Raw genomic sequence first — 15371 nt, 5'->3', positions numbered from 1 at the left:
TGCGCGGGACACCAGCGTCGGGGTGCCAGCACGCTGCGACTTCACGTCCGCGCCGAACCGTTCGTCCGCGCATCCTCATCAGGACACGCTGCGGCTCATCGCGGCCATCGCCTCCCCGCCTCGCGTGTCGTGACGATCGCGCGCAACGCCCCTCCGAGTGAGGCAGGATGCGCACACTAGAACACGATTTCTGAATTTCGTAAAGCAAAATCTGTCATCGACGCCAGACAATTTCATTCCGCGCCGCACGTCATCCGGTGTCTCGCGACTTGAGAACGCTGGATGCCCGACGCCCGGGGGCTCGCCACAGACCTCCGGCCGGCATCTTCCGCCAACCGCAATGCTCTGCTGCGCCGAGCCGGATCAGAGTACGAGCAGGATGCCGGAGAGCAGCAAAATGCTCAGGATCAGTTTTCTGAACAAGGCATCATTGACCCTGCGGAAGGCAAACACGCCCAGCGCCGTGCCGGCGAGCAGCGCCGGAATGCTCAGGGCGAGGTCGACGATCACCCTGGATGACAGATCCTGCCGCGCCAGCATCACCGCGAGCGAGGCGACCTGCATGGCGGCGATGAAGGGCTGCACGAGGCCGCGCTGCTCGGCCTTGGGCAGGCCATGCATCTCGCACCAGATGGTCGGCAGCGCGCCGGGCATCGCGGTGAGGCCGCCGATGAGACCGCCACCGAAGCCCACGATGGCCGTGCGGCTTCTGCTCATGTGCTGGACAGAGCCCAATGCCGGCTTGAACAGCATGTAGCCGGCGTAGAGCGCAATGGTGACGCCGAACACCTGCTGGAACAGCCGGGCGTCGGCATTGTGAAGCAGCCACAGCGCCAGGGGCACGCCGAGCAGACCACCGAGGATCAGAACCAGGCTTTGCTTCCATCGGATGCTGTTGCGAAGCGCCCAGAGGTTCGTCGCCTGCACGCCGACGCTGCACGCCATCATCAGCGGAACCGCTTCCAACGGCTGCAGCATGTGCAGGAGAATGGCGCCGGCGACGGCGGAAAACGCGAAGCCGGCAAGGCCGGAGACGAAGGCGCCGATGAAGACGGCGGCGCTGAGCAGCAGGAACGAGTCGAGCCCGGGCATGAAATATCTCCGGCTGATGCGGCTGAAATGATCGATCTTCAATCGGTGAAACGGAGCGTCGAAGCCGGCCTCAGCTGCGCGCCATCGCTGATGGCCGCGCCGAGCATGACGGCGCCGGCGGCGAGATGCAGCAGCAGGAAGATCAGGAGGACGGCCGCGCCTAGCGCCGCTTGCGGCGTGATCGACAAGCGGCGCCGCGGCGAAGTCTGTTTGGCCTGCATGTGCGTCGTCTCCAGCAACTGCAGTCGCGTTGCTAGCACCGCACCGTCCCCCGTTCGTCCCCCGAACGAAGTATTGTCTTCGTATCGCGAAGGCGGTGTTCGTCGGACAGGTGTTCGCGGCTTGGGTCACTGCCGAAAGCGCGGCATCGAGACGGCATGCCGCAAACCGGACCCTCCTCACTGCAGCCGACGTCCAGCGCACCGAAGCACGATTTGCAGCTTCGCAGCCATGGCACGGCACTCCTTGGCCGCAAGGACCTCGACACTACTTTTAATAGATAATATTTGCAAAACTCGCGTAGCGAGATGTGTCAAAAATGACAAAAATGAGTCGAAATTTATCTCGCTCAACCGCAGGTATCTGTTGCTGCCGCGCGCTTGTTGTTAGTTGGAACTATCCAGGCTTCGATGCCGCTCAACGCCGCGAGAGCGCGCAAGACGGATCGGCGCGACGAGCCCGGATGGGGGCACTGATGTCGACTTGCGTTCGGTCAACAAACAACAAGCGTCTCTCGCTGACCGAGTGGCTGAAACGGTGGTTCGCAAGACCTCATCGGAACGAATGGGAATTCGTCGTCCGAACGGGCATGTACGTGCCGCTGGGGATGCGCCGGCGCAAGTCGGACGGTACATGGGAGTATCGTGAAGCGACCGAACAAGAGATCGAAGAGTACATGGAAGCGGAATCGTGGTGACGGTTCGGTTTTTCGTACGCTCGCTCTGATGCTGTCTGGTCACGATCGGCGAAGTGACGGCGGAGCCGGTTGAAAGTCGAAGACGTGCGACAATTTGCGCACGAACATTGTGGCCGAACAGCCTATTCCGGCCGCCACACTTCTCTCAATGGTTGTAGAGCACAGACCCGCGTTGCAGCTGATGGCCGCTGCTACTCCGCCGCCTGCCGTACGTGCCGCTCCGTCACCGTGCGCATCGTCACCAGCTCTTCGGCGGCGGACGGATGCAGCGCGACAGTGGCGTCGAAGTCGGCCTTGGTCGCCTTCATCTTAATGGCGATGGCCACGGCCTGGGTGATCTCGGCGGCGGCGTCGCCCACGATGTGGCAGCCGAGCACGCGATCGCTCAAGCCGTCGACGACGAGCTTCATCAGCACGCGGGTGTCGCGGCCGGACATCGTCGCCTTGATAGGGCGAAACGTGGCCTTGTAGATGTCGACGCGATCATAGAGCTCGCGCGCCTGGGTCTCGGTCAGGCCGACGGTGCCCACTTCGGGCTGGCAGAACACGGCTGTCGGGATGTCGGCGTGGTCGACCCGCACGCTCTTGCCGCCGAACACGGTGTCGGCGAAAGCATGGCCCTCGCGGATCGCGACCGGCGTCAGGTTGAAGCGGTGGGTGACATCGCCGATCGCATAGATGCTCGGCACCGAGCTCTGCGAGAACGCATCGACCGCGATGCCGCCATTATCAGGATTGATCGCGACACCGGCCTTCTCCAGGCCGAGATTGGCCACCGCCGGATGGCGGCCGATCGCGAACATCACCTTGTCCGAGGCGATGCTGGAGCCGTTCGACAGATGCGTGGTGTAGTCGTGGCCGTGCTTGTCGACACTCGTCACCGTGCAGCCGGTCAGGATGGTGATGCCTTCCTTCTCCATCTCGGCGCGCACATGCTTGCGGACGTCCTCGTCGAAGCCGCGCAGGATGTTGTCGCCGCGGTAGATGACGGTGACGTCGGAGCCGAAATTGGCGAAGATACAGGCGAATTCGAGCGCGATGTAGCCGCCGCCCTGGATCACGATCCGGCGCGGCAGCTGCTCGAGGTGAAACGCCTCGTTGGAGGAGATGACGTGCTCGATGCCGGGAATGGGCGTGCCGTGATTGGGCGCGCCGCCGGTCGCGATGAGGATGTATTTGGCGCGGACGGTCTCGCCCGTCATCAGCCGCACCGTGTGTGCGTCCTCGATCACGGCGCGGGTTTTGACGATCCTGGCGCCGGACTTCTCGACATTGCTGGTGTAGGCCGCCTCGAGCCGGGCGATCTCCTTGTCCTTGTTCCGGATCAGCGTCGGCCAGTCGAAGGTCGCTTCCGGGATCGTCCAGCCGAACCCGGCGGCGTCGGCAATCTCCTGGCGGACATGCGAGCCGATCACGAACAGCTTCTTGGGCACGCAGCCGCGGATCACGCAGGTGCCGCCCATGCGGTACTCTTCGGCGATCATCACGCGGGCGCCGTAGCCGGCCGCGATGCGGGCGGCGCGCACGCCCCCCGAACCGCCGCCGATCACGAACAGGTCGACGTCGAATTCAGCCATCTGTCCTCCGACCCGACCTGTCCCGCCGCATGCGTCAGATCGGCTTGTTGCGCTTGCGCATCTCGGCGCGGAACTGCGCGGTCACCGTCTCGGAGAACTCCGCGGCCCACTGGTTGGTCGCCGCCATGCTCATCTGGATCGCCTTCGGCTCGGCGTTCAACAGCTTCTGGCCGAGCGGCGTCTTGTAGAAGGCGACGAGATTGGCGATCTCGGCATCGGTGAACTCGTTGCAGTAGATCTGCGCCATCTTCTCGCCGATCTCCTTCTCCTTGCCGGCATAGGTCTGCGCGACCAGCACGGCGACCTCGTCGAGGTCCTTCTGGTAGTTGAGATTGGACTGCAGCAGCGCCTGCTTGGCCTGCTGCACCATGCCCGGAACGGCATTGGCATAGAGCGCAGAGGCGTTCTTCATCTGCAGAATCTCCTTGGCGCCGGCCATGCACGCGGCCGAGGCCGGCTTCAGCGGCGGCACCTGGCCCTGTGCCTGAGCGGCAGCGAGGTCCGCCGAGCCGATGGCCAGCACGAGTCCGGCGGCCGGCAAGATTCTGAACACGCTCTTCATTCCAAGTCTCCTGTGAGATTGCGGCCCAAAGTGCAGACGACTGCTGCGCACTCAGGGCCGCCGGATAACGCGAATTCCTTGTGCGCCCGCCAGGATCGCCGTGCTGCCGAGGCCGATGAACAGCCCATGCTCGACAACGCCCGGAATTGCGCTCAAAAGTCCCGCCAGGCGCGGGGGATCAGCGATCTCCCCAAGGCGGGCGTCGATAATCCAGTGGCCGCCATCGGTGACGAAAACGTGGCCATCTGCGGACTTGCGCACGCTCATCGGCCCGGCCACGCCGGCCTTGGCAAAGGCATCGCCGATCTCGCGCTGCGTCGCCGCGAGCCCGAACGGAATGACCTCGATCGGCAGCGGGAAGCGGCCGAGCCGGTCGACCCATTTGCTGTCGTCGGCGATCACGATCATGCGAGACGAGGCGCTGGCGACGATCTTCTCGCGCAGCAGCGCGCCGCCGCCACCCTTGATCAGGTCGAGCGCCGGATTGATCTCGTCGGCGCCGTCGATGGTGATGTCGAGACGGTCGATCTCGTCGAGCGTGGTCAGCGGCACGCCGCAGGCCTCGGCCTGCGCCCGCGTCGCCTCCGAGGTCGGCACGCCCACGACCTTGAGACCGGCGCGCACCTTGTCGCCGAGCAGATCGACGAAATGCTTGGCGGTCGAGCCGGTGCCGAGGCCGAGCCGCATGCCGCTCTCGACCTCCTCCAGCGCGCGCGCCGCCGCCTGCCGCTTCAATGCATCCATGTCGACCAAGGAACCGTCCTTCAAACCCCAAATCCCCGTCGCGCCGGGGCCGAAAACCGGCGCAGTTCTAGCGATGTTTTGCCGCGGGGCCTAGCTCTCACCGGTCACGAAAACGGACAAAAAGCCGTGGCGGCCCTCTTGCAACAGCGCGGGCCGACCGCTAGCGGATACCGATGCCCATCTCCAGCACCATCGTCTTCGATCTCGACGGCACCCTGGTCGACACGGCGCCGGACCTCATCAACGCCCTGAATCACATATTGCAGCGCGAAGGGCTGCGGCCCGTGCCGCTGGCTTCGGCGCGCAAGATGATCGGGCACGGCGCGCGCAAGCTGCTCGAGCGCGGGCTGGAGGCGGAAGGCCGCTTCGCCAGCCCCGCCGAGATGGACCAGCTCACCGTCGATTTCATCGATTTCTACGCCGAGAACATCGCGGTCGAATCCCGCCCGTTCGAGGGCCTGGAGGCCGCGCTCGACGAGCTGGCCGGCCATGGTTGCCAATTCGCGGTGTGCACCAACAAGCTCGAATGGCTGTCGAAGCGGCTGCTCGACCAGCTCGGCCTGTCGTCCCGCTTCGCCGCGATCTGCGGCGCCGACACGTTCGGCGTGGCCAAGCCCGATCCGGCGATCCTGCGCCAGACCATCGCCAAGGCGAGAGGCGAGATCGGCACCGCGATCATGGTCGGCGATGCCGGAACCGATGTCGGCGCCGCCCGCCGCGCCGGCGTGCCGGTGATCGGCTGCACCTTCGGCTATACCGATGTGCCGATCGCCGAGCTCAACCCCGACCACCTGATCGACCACATGCGCGAGCTGCCGGCCGCGGTCACGACGCTCCGTCCATCGCTCCGCATCGGCTGATCGGACTTCGATCAGCCCAGCACCGATCAGCCCAGCACCGGTATAGAGCGGCCAGCTCGAATCGCTAGAAATGTGTCCTCGATGCAACTTCCGCCCGCATGCGGCGCGCTGCATCGCCACTGCCGCTCGTCCCTCTAAACCATTGCGCAGTCAGCGATAAGCGCGCGCCAGCCGACCTCAGGGTTCTGTTGAGAATAGGGTTGACCGCAGTTGCGCCGCTGTTCGGACACTCTTATGGTCGCGCTGGGATGCGGCCCATGGCCGCAGGGCTTGTGGGGCGGACATCATGATGCGGCGTGTCATCGCAATGGCGGTTGCGGGAGCTGGCTTGGCTGGCTGCTCGTCCTTCTCGATGGACTCCTTCAAGATGTCCGCGCCGGAGGTCCCCGTGCAACTCGACTCCGTGCCGCCGGGGGCCGAGGCCAGGACCTCGACGGGACAGGCCTGCCGCACGCCCTGCACGGTCCAGGTGCCCGCGCCCGATGCCGGGTTCAGCGTGACCTTCACGATGGACAAATACCTGCCGGCGACGATTCCGGTTCGGGTAAGCCGCACCGCTGATTTCACCTCGTCGTCGTCGATCCTGATGGATCCGAGCCCCGTGATCGCCGAGCTGCAGCTGGCCCCGCCGGCGCCCGCGCCGAAGGCCGTCAAGCACATGCGGCCGAAGAAGCCGAAGCCGGCGAAGTCGGCGGCTGCCCCGGCGGCCGCCGCGCCCGCGACCGCGCCGGCCACGACCGGTTCCGCGTTCCCCGCACCGGCCGCGCCGCGGCAATGAGAACGGCCGCTTCGTGCGGCGCAGCATCGAGACCCGCGTCACGATGATTGTGAGCGGCGCCGATCATGATTAGATTGCCTTGAACCGACATCCGGCCGCTCCGCGCGGCCGCGTCGTGGCATCGCCGCCACGTGACGCCATTTGCCAAGGCCATCCATGACCGCCGAGACGTTTGACGACACCGCCCTGACGCGCCCGATGACCGACCCGTTCGGCCGTCGCATCAGCTATCTGCGCGTTTCGGTCACCGATCGCTGCGACCTGCGCTGCTTCTATTGCATGGCGGAGGACATGACCTTCCTGCCGAAGGCCGACCTGCTGACGCTCGAAGAGCTCGACCGGCTCTGCTCGGCGTTCATCCACAAGGGCGTGAAGAAGCTCCGGCTGACCGGCGGCGAGCCGCTGGTCCGGCGCAACGTGATGGGCCTGGTGCGCTCGCTGTCGCGACATCTCAAGAGCGGCGCGCTCAACGAGCTGACGATGACCACCAACGCGACGCAACTCGCGAAGTATGCCGCCGAGCTCGCCGATTGCGGCGTCCGCCGCATCAACGTTTCGCTCGACACGCTCGATCCCGACAAGTTCCGCACCATCACCCGCTGGGGCGATCTCGACCGCGTGCTCGCCGGTATCGAGGCCGCGCAGGCCGCCGGCATCGCGGTGAAGATCAACGCGGTCGCGCTCAAGAACGTGAACGAGGACGAGATCCCGTCCTTGATCGACTGGGCGCACGGCAAGGGCATGGCGCTGACGCTCATCGAGGTGATGCCGATGGGCGAGATTGGCGAAGGCCGTATCGACCAGTATCTGCCGCTGTCGCTGCTGCGCGGCCGGCTGGCGCAGAAGTACACCATGACCGATCTTGACGAGACCACCGGCGGCCCCGCCCGCTACGTGCGTGTCGCCGAGACCGGCGGCACCATCGGCTTCATCACGCCGATGACGCATAATTTCTGCGAGAGCTGCAACCGCGTCCGCGTCACCTGCACCGGCACGCTGCACACGTGCCTCGGCCACGAGGACGCCTCCGATTTGCGCAAGCCGTTGCGCGCCTCCGCCAGCGACGAGCAGCTCAGCGACGCGATCGACCGCGCCGTCGGCCTGAAGCCGAAGGGCCACGACTTCATCATCGACCGCCGCCACAACCGCCCGAGCGTCAGCCGGCACATGAGCGTGACCGGCGGCTGATCCCTCGTGCTTCCCTGGCAACTGATCGACACCGCAGAGGTGCCCGGCGGCGGTGAGCCGCTGCGGCTGATGCGGCGCGGCCGCGAGTTCTCGATCAAGCTCGGCTCGAACGAATTGATGAGCAGCCGCCTCTACGGCTCGGAAGAAGCGCTTGCGACGTTGAGCTGCGCGCGGCTCAAGGACCGCCCTGCCCCCCATCTGCTGATCGGCGGCCTCGGCATGGGTTTCACCCTGCGCGCGGCGCTGAAGGTGCTCGGGCCGCAGGCGCGCGTCACCGTCGCCGAACTGGTGCCGGCGGTGATCGCCTGGGCTCGCGGACCGATGGCCGAGCTGTCCGGCGACAGCCTCAATGATCCCCGCGTCGACATCCGCGCGGGCGACGTCATCAGGCTGATCACAGAGGCGCGCGGCGCCTATGATGCGATCCTGCTCGACGTCGACAACGGCCCGCAGGGCCTGACGCGGGAGTCTAACGACGCGCTCTACGATGCCTCCGGCCTGCGCGCCGCCTTCACGGCGCTGCGTCCCGGCGGCGTGCTGGCGGTGTGGTCGTCGCACCCGGCGGACCACTTCACCCCGCAGCTGCGCAAGGCCGGCTTCGCCGCCGAGGAGATCAAGATCCGCGCCACCGGCCGCGGCGGCCGCGGCGCCCGTCACGTGATCTGGATCGCGACACGGCCGGCGCGCTAGCGCAGACCCCTCCGATCTCTTCACGCGTGATCGGATCACCGGCCATGCACCTCGGACGTCTCACGAACGAGCGACGATCTGCATGCGGCGCGAGGTCTGTGTCACCGCCGGAAGCCACCAGCTCATGCCGTGCGGCAAATGGTATCTTCGTGCCAATTATTCCCCCAGCGATATCGCTTGGCAGGGCCGCCTCCGACAACAACAAAAATCCTATAAGTTGCGGCATCAAATTAACGACCCGCGAACCAACTGTATTAGCGGCGGATTAGTCCCGCTCCGCCTAGCCTCGCGGATCGGCGCCGACATGGGCATCAGGGGACGGCAAACTATCTCCTGCACAGGCCGAGCTCCGAAGAAGCGCTTCAACCTGAACGCAGTGAGACCTCTGCATCTAACATGCGAGACCATTCGCGATACGTCGACGAGGGAACGACGTCGACGGCGGTGCCGCCGCGGCAGGCCGCACGCGACGTGCGTCCGATGCCGCTCGGCCGTGGGCGAACGCCGCATGCGGGCCGCACGGCGGATCGGTGGACACGGCGATGACAGCGTCGTCACCCGCGCGCCTCGACTACTTGCTGCGCTTTTCCGCTGATATCGATGCGGCCTACGAGGCGCAGACGCGCCAGCTCCGCATTGCCGAACTGCGCCGTTCGATCATCTTCGGGCTATGCACCTACAACCTCTACAACTTCACCAGCATCTACCTGCTGCCCGACATCCTGTGGTTCTCGGTGTTCGTGCGGGTCGGGGTGATCACGCCGGTCTCTATCCTGCTGGTCTGGATGATCGGGCGCGTCGGTGCCACCTGTCGCGAGTGGCTAGTGACCATCGGAGTGACCAACGCGTTCGCTTCCCCGGTTCTCCTCTTTTTAGTTTCTGACGCTCCCCTCTCTGCCTTCACGTTCGGCGAGTTTTCGCTGACGCTGGTGTTTGGAAACATGCTGCTGCTGCTGCGTTTCCGCCACGCGATCCTGTTCACCGGAACCTCGCTGGCGCTGGCCGCCACCGCGGCGATGCTCAAGGCCGGAATCGACGCCAGCCTGTCCACCGCCTTCGTCATCCAGATCGCAACCGGCTCGATCTTCAGCCTGCATGCCAACTGGCGCGCCGAAACGAACCGCTGCCGTTCCTTCCTTCGGGAGCTCGACGTTCTGACCGAGGCCGAGGCCGCGGCGGCGGCGAGCAGGAGATTTCAGGATCTGTCGCTGACGGACGCCCTCACCGGCCTCCCCAACCGGCGCGCACTCGACAATGAGCTTGCCGCTCGATTCGGTCAGGATCAATCGATCACGATCCTGATGATCGATATCGACCACTTCAAGAACTTCAACGATCAGTTCGGCCACCCGGCCGGCGACGACTGCCTGCGCAGGATCGCCGCCTGCCTGCGCGATATCAGCCGGAAATTCGGGGTCTCCGTCGCACGATTTGGCGGCGAGGAATTTACGGTTTTCGCCAGCCAGCAGTCGGAGCACGAGGCCGTCCGCCTCGCCCATCGCGTCGTCGAGGACATTCGCGCCCTGAAAATCCCGCATCCCGGGCGCGCCGATGGCCTCGACGTCGTCACCGCGAGCGTCGGATTCGCCCGCATCGACCAGGCTCGGACCGTGACGCCGGAGGCGATGCTGGGTGCTGCGGACCACGCGCTGTATCTCGCCAAGAAGCGCGGGCGCAACGGCTGGGCAAGCTATAACCGGGACCAACAGCCTGCGTCGCTCCACGCCTGAGCCGGTGCCGCCACCTTCCGCGTTCGCGAGCGCCGGGGAGACGGCACGCTCACGATCACGAGCGGCATCGCCGGCTGGCGCTCGCGCCCATCGATTCTGACGTCAACCTCGGCCGGCGATCATGATGATCGGGATGGCCGGCGCCACGGCCAGTCGATCACGTCGGCGCAGTACAGCGACCACCAGATGATGACCGGCTGCAGCGCGAGCCGCGGGCCGTGATACAACCAGCTGTCGGGGATGTGCGGCAGCACCACCCCATCGAACGCGTGCTTGAAGTTAGCAGGCCAGACGCACAACGCATAGACCGCCAGCGTGATGCCGGCGAGGGCTCGCGTCGGCGGAACGAGAAGCGCCACCGACGCGCCGATCTCGAACAGCCCGGTGACGAAGATGATCTCGCGCGCCCAAGGCACCCAGGACGGCGTGATCGCCAGCAGTTGCTCCGGGGCCGCCAGATGAGCAATGCCCGCCGCCAGATAAAACATTGCGATGATCCATCGCATGATCGCGCGGGCACTCAATTCCGCATCCTTTGCGTTTGCGACGCTCTGCATGGCGACACTGCCGTCTCCGCACGCAAGGTACGGCCGCGGCTGGGCGGCGGTTTCACCATTTCACAGCCGAGTATTGGGTCCGCAGCCCAGACCGGCGGACGCAGCTCGGAGCTGCGCAACGCCGGTTGCCTGACTTCGACGGCAAAATCGACCTATCGACTCTTCCCCGTCGGACTCTGCGACGACCGTCGCGCCGGCTTGCGATCCTCGGCACAGCCGTAGCCGCAGTCATCCCAATGCGAGACTCCCGGAGCGTCCTTGATCTCGTCGTAGAAGATCCAGCCCGTCGCGCCATCGGCGCATCTGAGCCTCAGCCACTGATGATAGCCTTCATCCTTGGCGTCCGTTTCCACAGTGGGCTTTGCGCCCATCTCTATGGACGCTTCGACCAGATCCTGATCGGCGACATACACGTCGTCGCCCAACCGCATCATGAACGTTCCTTCTGAACCTGGGCCGATCAACGACCAGCGATCACCCTTGCTGAAATTGATCCTGGCCTGTTCGTGGCCCGGTTCTTTCAACAGACCGGACGTATGATCACGTGTCAATTCGTAGCTCTTGATCCGCGTGAACGTCACGAAGGTCAGCCGGTCCGCCATGACCCGCTTCCTGTTCCACGGATGATAGGTCGCGCCCTTCCTGAGCGCGCAGGACACCGATTTTGGCGCACCGATCTCCGGCGTCGTTCGGATCCGAAGCGTGACGTCCTTGTCGAGGGTGAACCCGTCGGGCCATTCATGGCCCCAGAAGTCGGCCTTGTACCATGTCGCGGGATCATACGTCGCCGGCCCCGCCGCGCGACCGACCTGTCTCTCCGAAGCAGCCGGCGCGCCGGCCGGCGATTCGACGCCTTGCGCGCTAGCCAGGCATCCGCCAAGCATGGCGGACAGAGCCACGCAGACTGACGCCGGCAGGCCTCTTCCCGTGCTCATGTCGTCCCGCACATCCGCATGGCCAAAATCTCGATCACTGCGATTGCAATCGCTTGAGATCGGCAATCGCGGCCGCATACTCCCGCTCCGACTGCGGGCATCCGTCGCGCGCGGCCACAAATTCCTGTCGCGCGGCGGCCTGATCCTTGGCCCTGAGGCGAACGATCGCCGTGTAGTAATGCGCCTCGCAGACCTGCGCCGGATCCTTGGCGGCAGCCAGCGCCGCGGCTGGGCTGGTCCGCCCGATCAGCAACTCCGCGACGATACGGGGCCACGCCTCGAGCGGGTCCTTGGCAAGCCGTGCCGACAGCCGGCCATCCGCATCGGGCGATCCGTCCCGGATGCTGGACACTGCGGCCCAGATCACATGATAGCCGTCCCGGTCGAACAGCTCGGATGCCCGGTCAAAATCGGACACCGCGGCCTTGAAATCGCCGGGCTGATAGTAGGCGAGAGCACGGGCGTAGTAGTACTCCGCGGTGACGCGAGCGCTATCCGGCCGATTCATTGCCTGATCCTTGGCGAAGACGGTGTTCTTGTCGGCCCCGAGATCGATCGCCGCGGTGAAATCCTGGATCGCCTCCTGCAGCCTGTCCTGGGACAAATAGATCTGCCCTCGGCTCACCCGGCTGGCCGCCCCTGCGGGATCCAGCCTGATGGCCTCCGTCAGCGACGCAATCGCACGACCGGGGTCGCCCTTCTTGAACAAGGTGAGGCCAAGTTCGTGATGAGCAAAGTGGTTCTTGGGATTGAGGCTGATGGCTTCGGAGAAATCGGCCGCCGCGGCATCGAAATTGCCGAGCGCGAAGTTTCCGAAGCCGCGTTTCAGCTCCGCCATGGAGCGAGCACCGGTCGGCAACGCGGTGTCGCGCGCCAGATTGGTGCACGCTGCGATCATGCGCGGAATGTCGTCGCTGTCCTGGCAGATCTTCAGATCCTGCGGGTCGAGCGCGCGGGCGAGTTCGCTCGACAGCAGGAGCGCCATTGCTGCGATGATGGCGCGAGCCGCGCGACGACAGCCTGCGGTTGAGTTTCTCAACATGACTTCCCTTCTGCACTGACATCAACGTCCGGACACCGACCTCCTGGGCGAGATCGCGGCGTGCATCGCTGCTGCCGCGCCGCAGGCACCATCGAGGCATTCGGACAATCCCTACAACGGCCGCTTTCGTCAACAACGCTCGCGCCGTCCGCCCCATCCCTGTCGAAGCACACGGCACGGGCTCGGCGCGCCGCAACGTCTCGCGGAACGATCACGAGCAAAGAAAATCGTCTGCAACCATCTGCTTACAGATATTGCGGCGCTGGAGCAGTGATGATCTTTTCCGGAAGACTTGAAAGAGCGCGACAACGCCTGCGCCTCGAAGGGGAAAGTGAACGTGTTTGAAAAGCAGCTCGACCTTAAGTCGTATCGTATCTGGGCCGGCTGTCTGGTGGTCGCGCACATCCTCGCCGCCGTGGCGGCGATGAACGGAGCTGAATTCCTGGGCAAGCTCGATACCGCAATCGTGCTCTTTCTCGCCTGGGCGCTTGCAGCGAGGTCGCGAGACATCGGCTGGCCGGTCTGGATGGCACCGACATTCCTGTTGGTCACGATGCTGCTCTCACCCCTGCTCCTCCTCGTCTATCTGATCGCAACGCAAAACAAGACGGCCGATTTCCTCGGTCTGATCAGCATCATCGGCCTGGTTTCGGCGCCGCTCAATCTGATCCTGCTGGTCGTGGCCGGGCTCGTTCCGGGAAAACCTGCGCCTCTCGCCGCAACGCTCGAATGAAACTGGCGGCGCCGCCCGAGCCGTCTCAGTGCCCAGCGGCGCAGGCCAATTGTCGAGCAATGACGCGCCCGCATTGACCAATCGCTCGTCGCCGTGGCCGGCTCGATCTGGCTGACGTCAACATCGGTGTTTGTCATCGTGACCGCTGGCGCGATGCGGTCGGTCCATCGCGAGGGGCCGTATCGTCGTCGCCGCATCGTGACACGCCGATTCGTCCATCGCCAAGCACAGTGCATCGCATCAAACACCAGCTGACGGCCGGAAGCCGGAACCCCCGCCACGCGAGTGAGTTGCTCAGCCGCGGAGAGGACCACGCGGTGCGAGTGATATTCGCTCACGGCGTCGTCCTCCTTTCGACAGCAACTGGACTCACAACTGGATGGAGAGAGACGATGAAAGCATCCCTTCTTCTTGCAGGCGCAATGATCATTGGATCCAGCGCCGCGGCTCTTGCTGACGAATACTACGTCGTGCAGGGACCGAGCCACCGCTGCACCATCACCACCACCCGCCCCGCCGATCGCGAGGTCGTGACGCAGATCGGGCCGATGGCGTTCACGAGCCGCGTGGAGGCCGAGGACCGCATCAAGCAGACCAAGGTCTGCGAGGACGAGGGCACCGTCGGCAGCAGCAGCACGACCACCATCATCAAGAAGTAGTCGGCAGCGGCAACCCCGCTGGATTTCCTGCCGACGCGAAAGGTCGTGCCCAGCGCGATGGGGCACGACCTTTCTGTTTCCGCAGACCACAGCGGCACGGCGACGTCGCTTCGGGATGTCAGGTGCAACGACGAGACCCGAGCATCGATTTTGACACTCGGTCGCAGCAACGGGCGTTGCGTTCCATTGCAGCCTTGAGTACGCCAGCGCTTGGCTGGATCGGGACCTCATGCCTTCGCAATCGCTCAAGCTCGCCATCGGCAGCCTCGTGGTCGGGATCATCGTCCTCGGCCTGAAGTTCTTCGCCTATTGGATCACGGGCTCGGTGGCGCTCTACTCCGACGCGCTCGAGAGCATCGTCAACGTGGTCACCGCCGGCGTCGCGCTGCTCGCCGTGCGCATTGCCGCCAAGCCCGCCGACGCCAACCATCCGTTTGGCCACCACAAGGTCGAATATTTCAGCGCCGTGATCGAAGGCGTGATGATCGTCGTCGCGGCGCTGCTGATCGTCCACGAGGCCTACGGCAATCTGTTCGCACCGAAGTCGTTCTCGGCGCCGACAGAGGGCCTCGCCATCAACGGGCTGGCCAGCGTGATCAATGCCATCTGGTGCTGGCTGCTGATCACCCGCGGCAAGCGGCTGCGCTCGCCGGCGCTGGTGGCCGACGGCCGGCACCTGCTGACGGACGTCGTATCCTCGGGCGGCGTCGTGGTCGGTCTCCTGCTCGCCGTCGTGCTGGAGCTGCCGATCCTCGATCCGGCGCTGGCGTTGCTGGTCGCCGTGAACATCCTGTGGTCGGGCTGGCAGGTGCTGAAGGAATCAACCAGCGGGCTGATGGACGAGGCGGTTCCCGAGGCCACGCTCGCGCGCATCCGCCAGATCATCGGCGGACACGCCGACGGCGCGCTCGAGGCGCACGACGTCCGCACCCGGCACGCCGGCCGGATGACCTTCATCGAGTTTCACCTCGTGGTGCCCGGCGAGATGTCGGTCAACCAGGCCCACGCCATCTGCGACCGCATCGAAGCCGCGCTCCGCGACGACGACGAGCACAGCGCAGTCACCATTCACGTCGAGCCGGAAAACAAGGCCAAGCACTCCGGCGTCGTGGTGCTGTGAGCGCGGGCCGTGGAGACCTGAAGGATCGGTGTCGCGTACCGGCGCGCAACACTGGCTGCCCCGCCGGACGAGCGGCGCGCGAGTGCCGGTCGTTTCCGGTCCACAAGCTTCCGTCTCAGACGGGCCGTCGCAGATCGGCATACCGGGTGCGACAGCTGTGGCGCGGTGTCGCCACCGACGCAACATGT

Annotated in this window: 17 protein-coding genes; 9 read left to right on the top strand and 8 right to left on the bottom strand. The window is 65.2% G+C overall.

The features are described 5' to 3' along the window. Window positions 1-363 precede the first annotated feature (363 nt). Both ACQR1I_RS36605 and ACQR1I_RS36600 read right to left on the bottom strand, forming a co-directional pair. On the bottom strand, window positions 364-1092 hold the full coding sequence (locus ACQR1I_RS36605) for a sulfite exporter TauE/SafE family protein (RefSeq protein ID WP_434869912.1): 729 nt from the start codon (window positions 1090-1092) through the stop codon (window positions 364-366). Window positions 1093-1130: 38 nt separating this feature from the next. Beyond that, window positions 1131-1313 (bottom strand): hypothetical protein, encoded by a 183-nt coding sequence (locus ACQR1I_RS36600; protein WP_434869911.1) that lies wholly within the window; start codon window positions 1311-1313, stop codon window positions 1131-1133. Window positions 1314-1630: 317 nt separating this feature from the next. Between ACQR1I_RS36600 and ACQR1I_RS36595 the strand changes: the two genes are divergently transcribed. Beyond that, window positions 1631-2008, top strand: a complete 378-nt coding sequence (locus ACQR1I_RS36595; protein ID WP_434869910.1) for a hypothetical protein — start codon at window positions 1631-1633, stop codon at window positions 2006-2008. Between the two features lie 191 nt (window positions 2009-2199). Here ACQR1I_RS36595 and gor read toward each other — a convergent pair whose 3' ends face one another. From gor to rpiA, 3 genes are read right to left on the bottom strand one after another with little or no spacing between them, the layout of a single operon-like run. After that, complete coding sequence (gor, locus tag ACQR1I_RS36590) at window positions 2200-3585, bottom strand: glutathione-disulfide reductase (protein ID WP_434869909.1); 1386 nt, start codon at window positions 3583-3585, stop codon at window positions 2200-2202. Window positions 3586-3619: 34 nt separating this feature from the next. Then, the gene (locus ACQR1I_RS36585; RefSeq protein ID WP_434869908.1) at window positions 3620-4147 is read right to left on the bottom strand and encodes a DUF2059 domain-containing protein; all 528 of its coding nucleotides are present in this window, start codon (window positions 4145-4147) and stop codon (window positions 3620-3622) included. Window positions 4148-4198: 51 nt separating this feature from the next. Further along, window positions 4199-4891 carry a ribose-5-phosphate isomerase RpiA gene (gene rpiA, locus ACQR1I_RS36580; protein ID WP_434869961.1) on the bottom strand — a complete coding sequence of 231 codons (693 nt, stop codon included), beginning with the start codon at window positions 4889-4891 and terminating at the stop codon, window positions 4199-4201. Between the two features lie 173 nt (window positions 4892-5064). Here rpiA and ACQR1I_RS36575 point away from each other — a divergent pair, with 173 nt between their 5' ends. The 5 genes from ACQR1I_RS36575 to ACQR1I_RS36555 all read left to right on the top strand — a co-directional run bounded on the left by ACQR1I_RS36575 (window position 5065) and on the right by ACQR1I_RS36555 (window position 10137). Further along, entirely contained in the window at window positions 5065-5751 is a 687-nt protein-coding gene (locus tag ACQR1I_RS36575; RefSeq protein ID WP_434869907.1) for an HAD family hydrolase, read from the top strand. 289 nt (window positions 5752-6040) lie between these two features. Beyond that, entirely contained in the window at window positions 6041-6529 is a 489-nt protein-coding gene (locus ACQR1I_RS36570) for a hypothetical protein (protein ID WP_434869960.1), read from the top strand. Between the two features lie 156 nt (window positions 6530-6685). Continuing rightward, the gene (gene moaA, locus ACQR1I_RS36565; protein WP_434869906.1) at window positions 6686-7717 is read left to right on the top strand and encodes a GTP 3',8-cyclase MoaA; all 1032 of its coding nucleotides are present in this window, start codon (window positions 6686-6688) and stop codon (window positions 7715-7717) included. Between the two features lie 6 nt (window positions 7718-7723). Beyond that, the gene (locus ACQR1I_RS36560) at window positions 7724-8407 is read left to right on the top strand and encodes a spermidine synthase (RefSeq protein WP_434869905.1); all 684 of its coding nucleotides are present in this window, start codon (window positions 7724-7726) and stop codon (window positions 8405-8407) included. Window positions 8408-8949: 542 nt separating this feature from the next. Beyond that, a complete protein-coding gene (locus ACQR1I_RS36555; protein ID WP_434869904.1) occupies window positions 8950-10137 on the top strand; it encodes a diguanylate cyclase in 1188 nt (395 codons plus the stop codon). A gap of 119 nt (window positions 10138-10256) precedes the next feature. On the opposite strand, the gene ACQR1I_RS36550 is transcribed toward ACQR1I_RS36555, so the two are convergent. The 3 genes from ACQR1I_RS36550 to ACQR1I_RS36540 all read right to left on the bottom strand — a co-directional run bounded on the left by ACQR1I_RS36550 (window position 10257) and on the right by ACQR1I_RS36540 (window position 12671). After that, on the bottom strand, window positions 10257-10625 hold the full coding sequence (locus ACQR1I_RS36550) for a DoxX family protein (protein ID WP_434869903.1): 369 nt from the start codon (window positions 10623-10625) through the stop codon (window positions 10257-10259). A 221-nt stretch (window positions 10626-10846) separates the two neighbouring features. Beyond that, window positions 10847-11593: a hypothetical protein gene (locus tag ACQR1I_RS36545; RefSeq protein WP_434869902.1), complete on the bottom strand. Its 747-nt coding sequence runs from the start codon at window positions 11591-11593 to the stop codon at window positions 10847-10849. 70 nt (window positions 11594-11663) lie between these two features. Next, the gene (locus ACQR1I_RS36540) at window positions 11664-12671 is read right to left on the bottom strand and encodes a tetratricopeptide repeat protein (protein ID WP_434869901.1); all 1008 of its coding nucleotides are present in this window, start codon (window positions 12669-12671) and stop codon (window positions 11664-11666) included. Between the two features lie 292 nt (window positions 12672-12963). Here ACQR1I_RS36540 and ACQR1I_RS36535 point away from each other — a divergent pair, with 292 nt between their 5' ends. The 3 genes from ACQR1I_RS36535 (at window position 12964) to ACQR1I_RS36525 (ending at window position 15183) form a co-directional block, all read left to right on the top strand. Then, complete coding sequence (locus tag ACQR1I_RS36535) at window positions 12964-13404, top strand: hypothetical protein (protein ID WP_434869900.1); 441 nt, start codon at window positions 12964-12966, stop codon at window positions 13402-13404. A 392-nt stretch (window positions 13405-13796) separates the two neighbouring features. Next, window positions 13797-14063: a hypothetical protein gene (locus tag ACQR1I_RS36530; protein WP_434869899.1), complete on the top strand. Its 267-nt coding sequence runs from the start codon at window positions 13797-13799 to the stop codon at window positions 14061-14063. A 229-nt stretch (window positions 14064-14292) separates the two neighbouring features. Next, window positions 14293-15183 carry a cation diffusion facilitator family transporter gene (locus ACQR1I_RS36525; RefSeq protein WP_434869898.1) on the top strand — a complete coding sequence of 297 codons (891 nt, stop codon included), beginning with the start codon at window positions 14293-14295 and terminating at the stop codon, window positions 15181-15183. Window positions 15184-15371: the final 188 nt, after the last annotated feature.

The sequence above is a fragment of the Bradyrhizobium sp. HKCCYLS2038 genome (assembly GCF_051167655.1).
GTDB lineage: Bacteria > Pseudomonadota > Alphaproteobacteria > Rhizobiales > Xanthobacteraceae > Bradyrhizobium.
Note: the sequence above shows the minus strand (reverse complement) of the source record. Positions and strands in the feature narration are given on the sequence as shown.

Coding starts and splice junctions, on each gene's coding strand:
- ACQR1I_RS36605 (WP_434869912.1), bottom strand. CDS start 1,092: ATGCCCGGGCTCGACTCGTTCCTGCTGCTCAGCGCCGCCGTCTTCATC.
- ACQR1I_RS36600 (WP_434869911.1), bottom strand. CDS start 1,313: ATGCAGGCCAAACAGACTTCGCCGCGGCGCCGCTTGTCGATCACGCCG.
- ACQR1I_RS36595 (WP_434869910.1), top strand. CDS start 1,631: ATGACAAAAATGAGTCGAAATTTATCTCGCTCAACCGCAGGTATCTGT.
- gor (WP_434869909.1), bottom strand. CDS start 3,585: ATGGCTGAATTCGACGTCGACCTGTTCGTGATCGGCGGCGGTTCGGGG.
- ACQR1I_RS36585 (WP_434869908.1), bottom strand. CDS start 4,147: ATGAAGAGCGTGTTCAGAATCTTGCCGGCCGCCGGACTCGTGCTGGCC.
- rpiA (WP_434869961.1), bottom strand. CDS start 4,891: ATGGATGCATTGAAGCGGCAGGCGGCGGCGCGCGCGCTGGAGGAGGTC.
- ACQR1I_RS36575 (WP_434869907.1), top strand. CDS start 5,065: ATGCCCATCTCCAGCACCATCGTCTTCGATCTCGACGGCACCCTGGTC.
- ACQR1I_RS36570 (WP_434869960.1), top strand. CDS start 6,041: ATGCGGCGTGTCATCGCAATGGCGGTTGCGGGAGCTGGCTTGGCTGGC.
- moaA (WP_434869906.1), top strand. CDS start 6,686: ATGACCGCCGAGACGTTTGACGACACCGCCCTGACGCGCCCGATGACC.
- ACQR1I_RS36555 (WP_434869904.1), top strand. CDS start 8,950: ATGACAGCGTCGTCACCCGCGCGCCTCGACTACTTGCTGCGCTTTTCC.
- ACQR1I_RS36550 (WP_434869903.1), bottom strand. CDS start 10,625: ATGTTTTATCTGGCGGCGGGCATTGCTCATCTGGCGGCCCCGGAGCAA.
- ACQR1I_RS36540 (WP_434869901.1), bottom strand. CDS start 12,671: ATGTTGAGAAACTCAACCGCAGGCTGTCGTCGCGCGGCTCGCGCCATC.
- ACQR1I_RS36530 (WP_434869899.1), top strand. CDS start 13,797: ATGAAAGCATCCCTTCTTCTTGCAGGCGCAATGATCATTGGATCCAGC.
- ACQR1I_RS36525 (WP_434869898.1), top strand. CDS start 14,293: ATGCCTTCGCAATCGCTCAAGCTCGCCATCGGCAGCCTCGTGGTCGGG.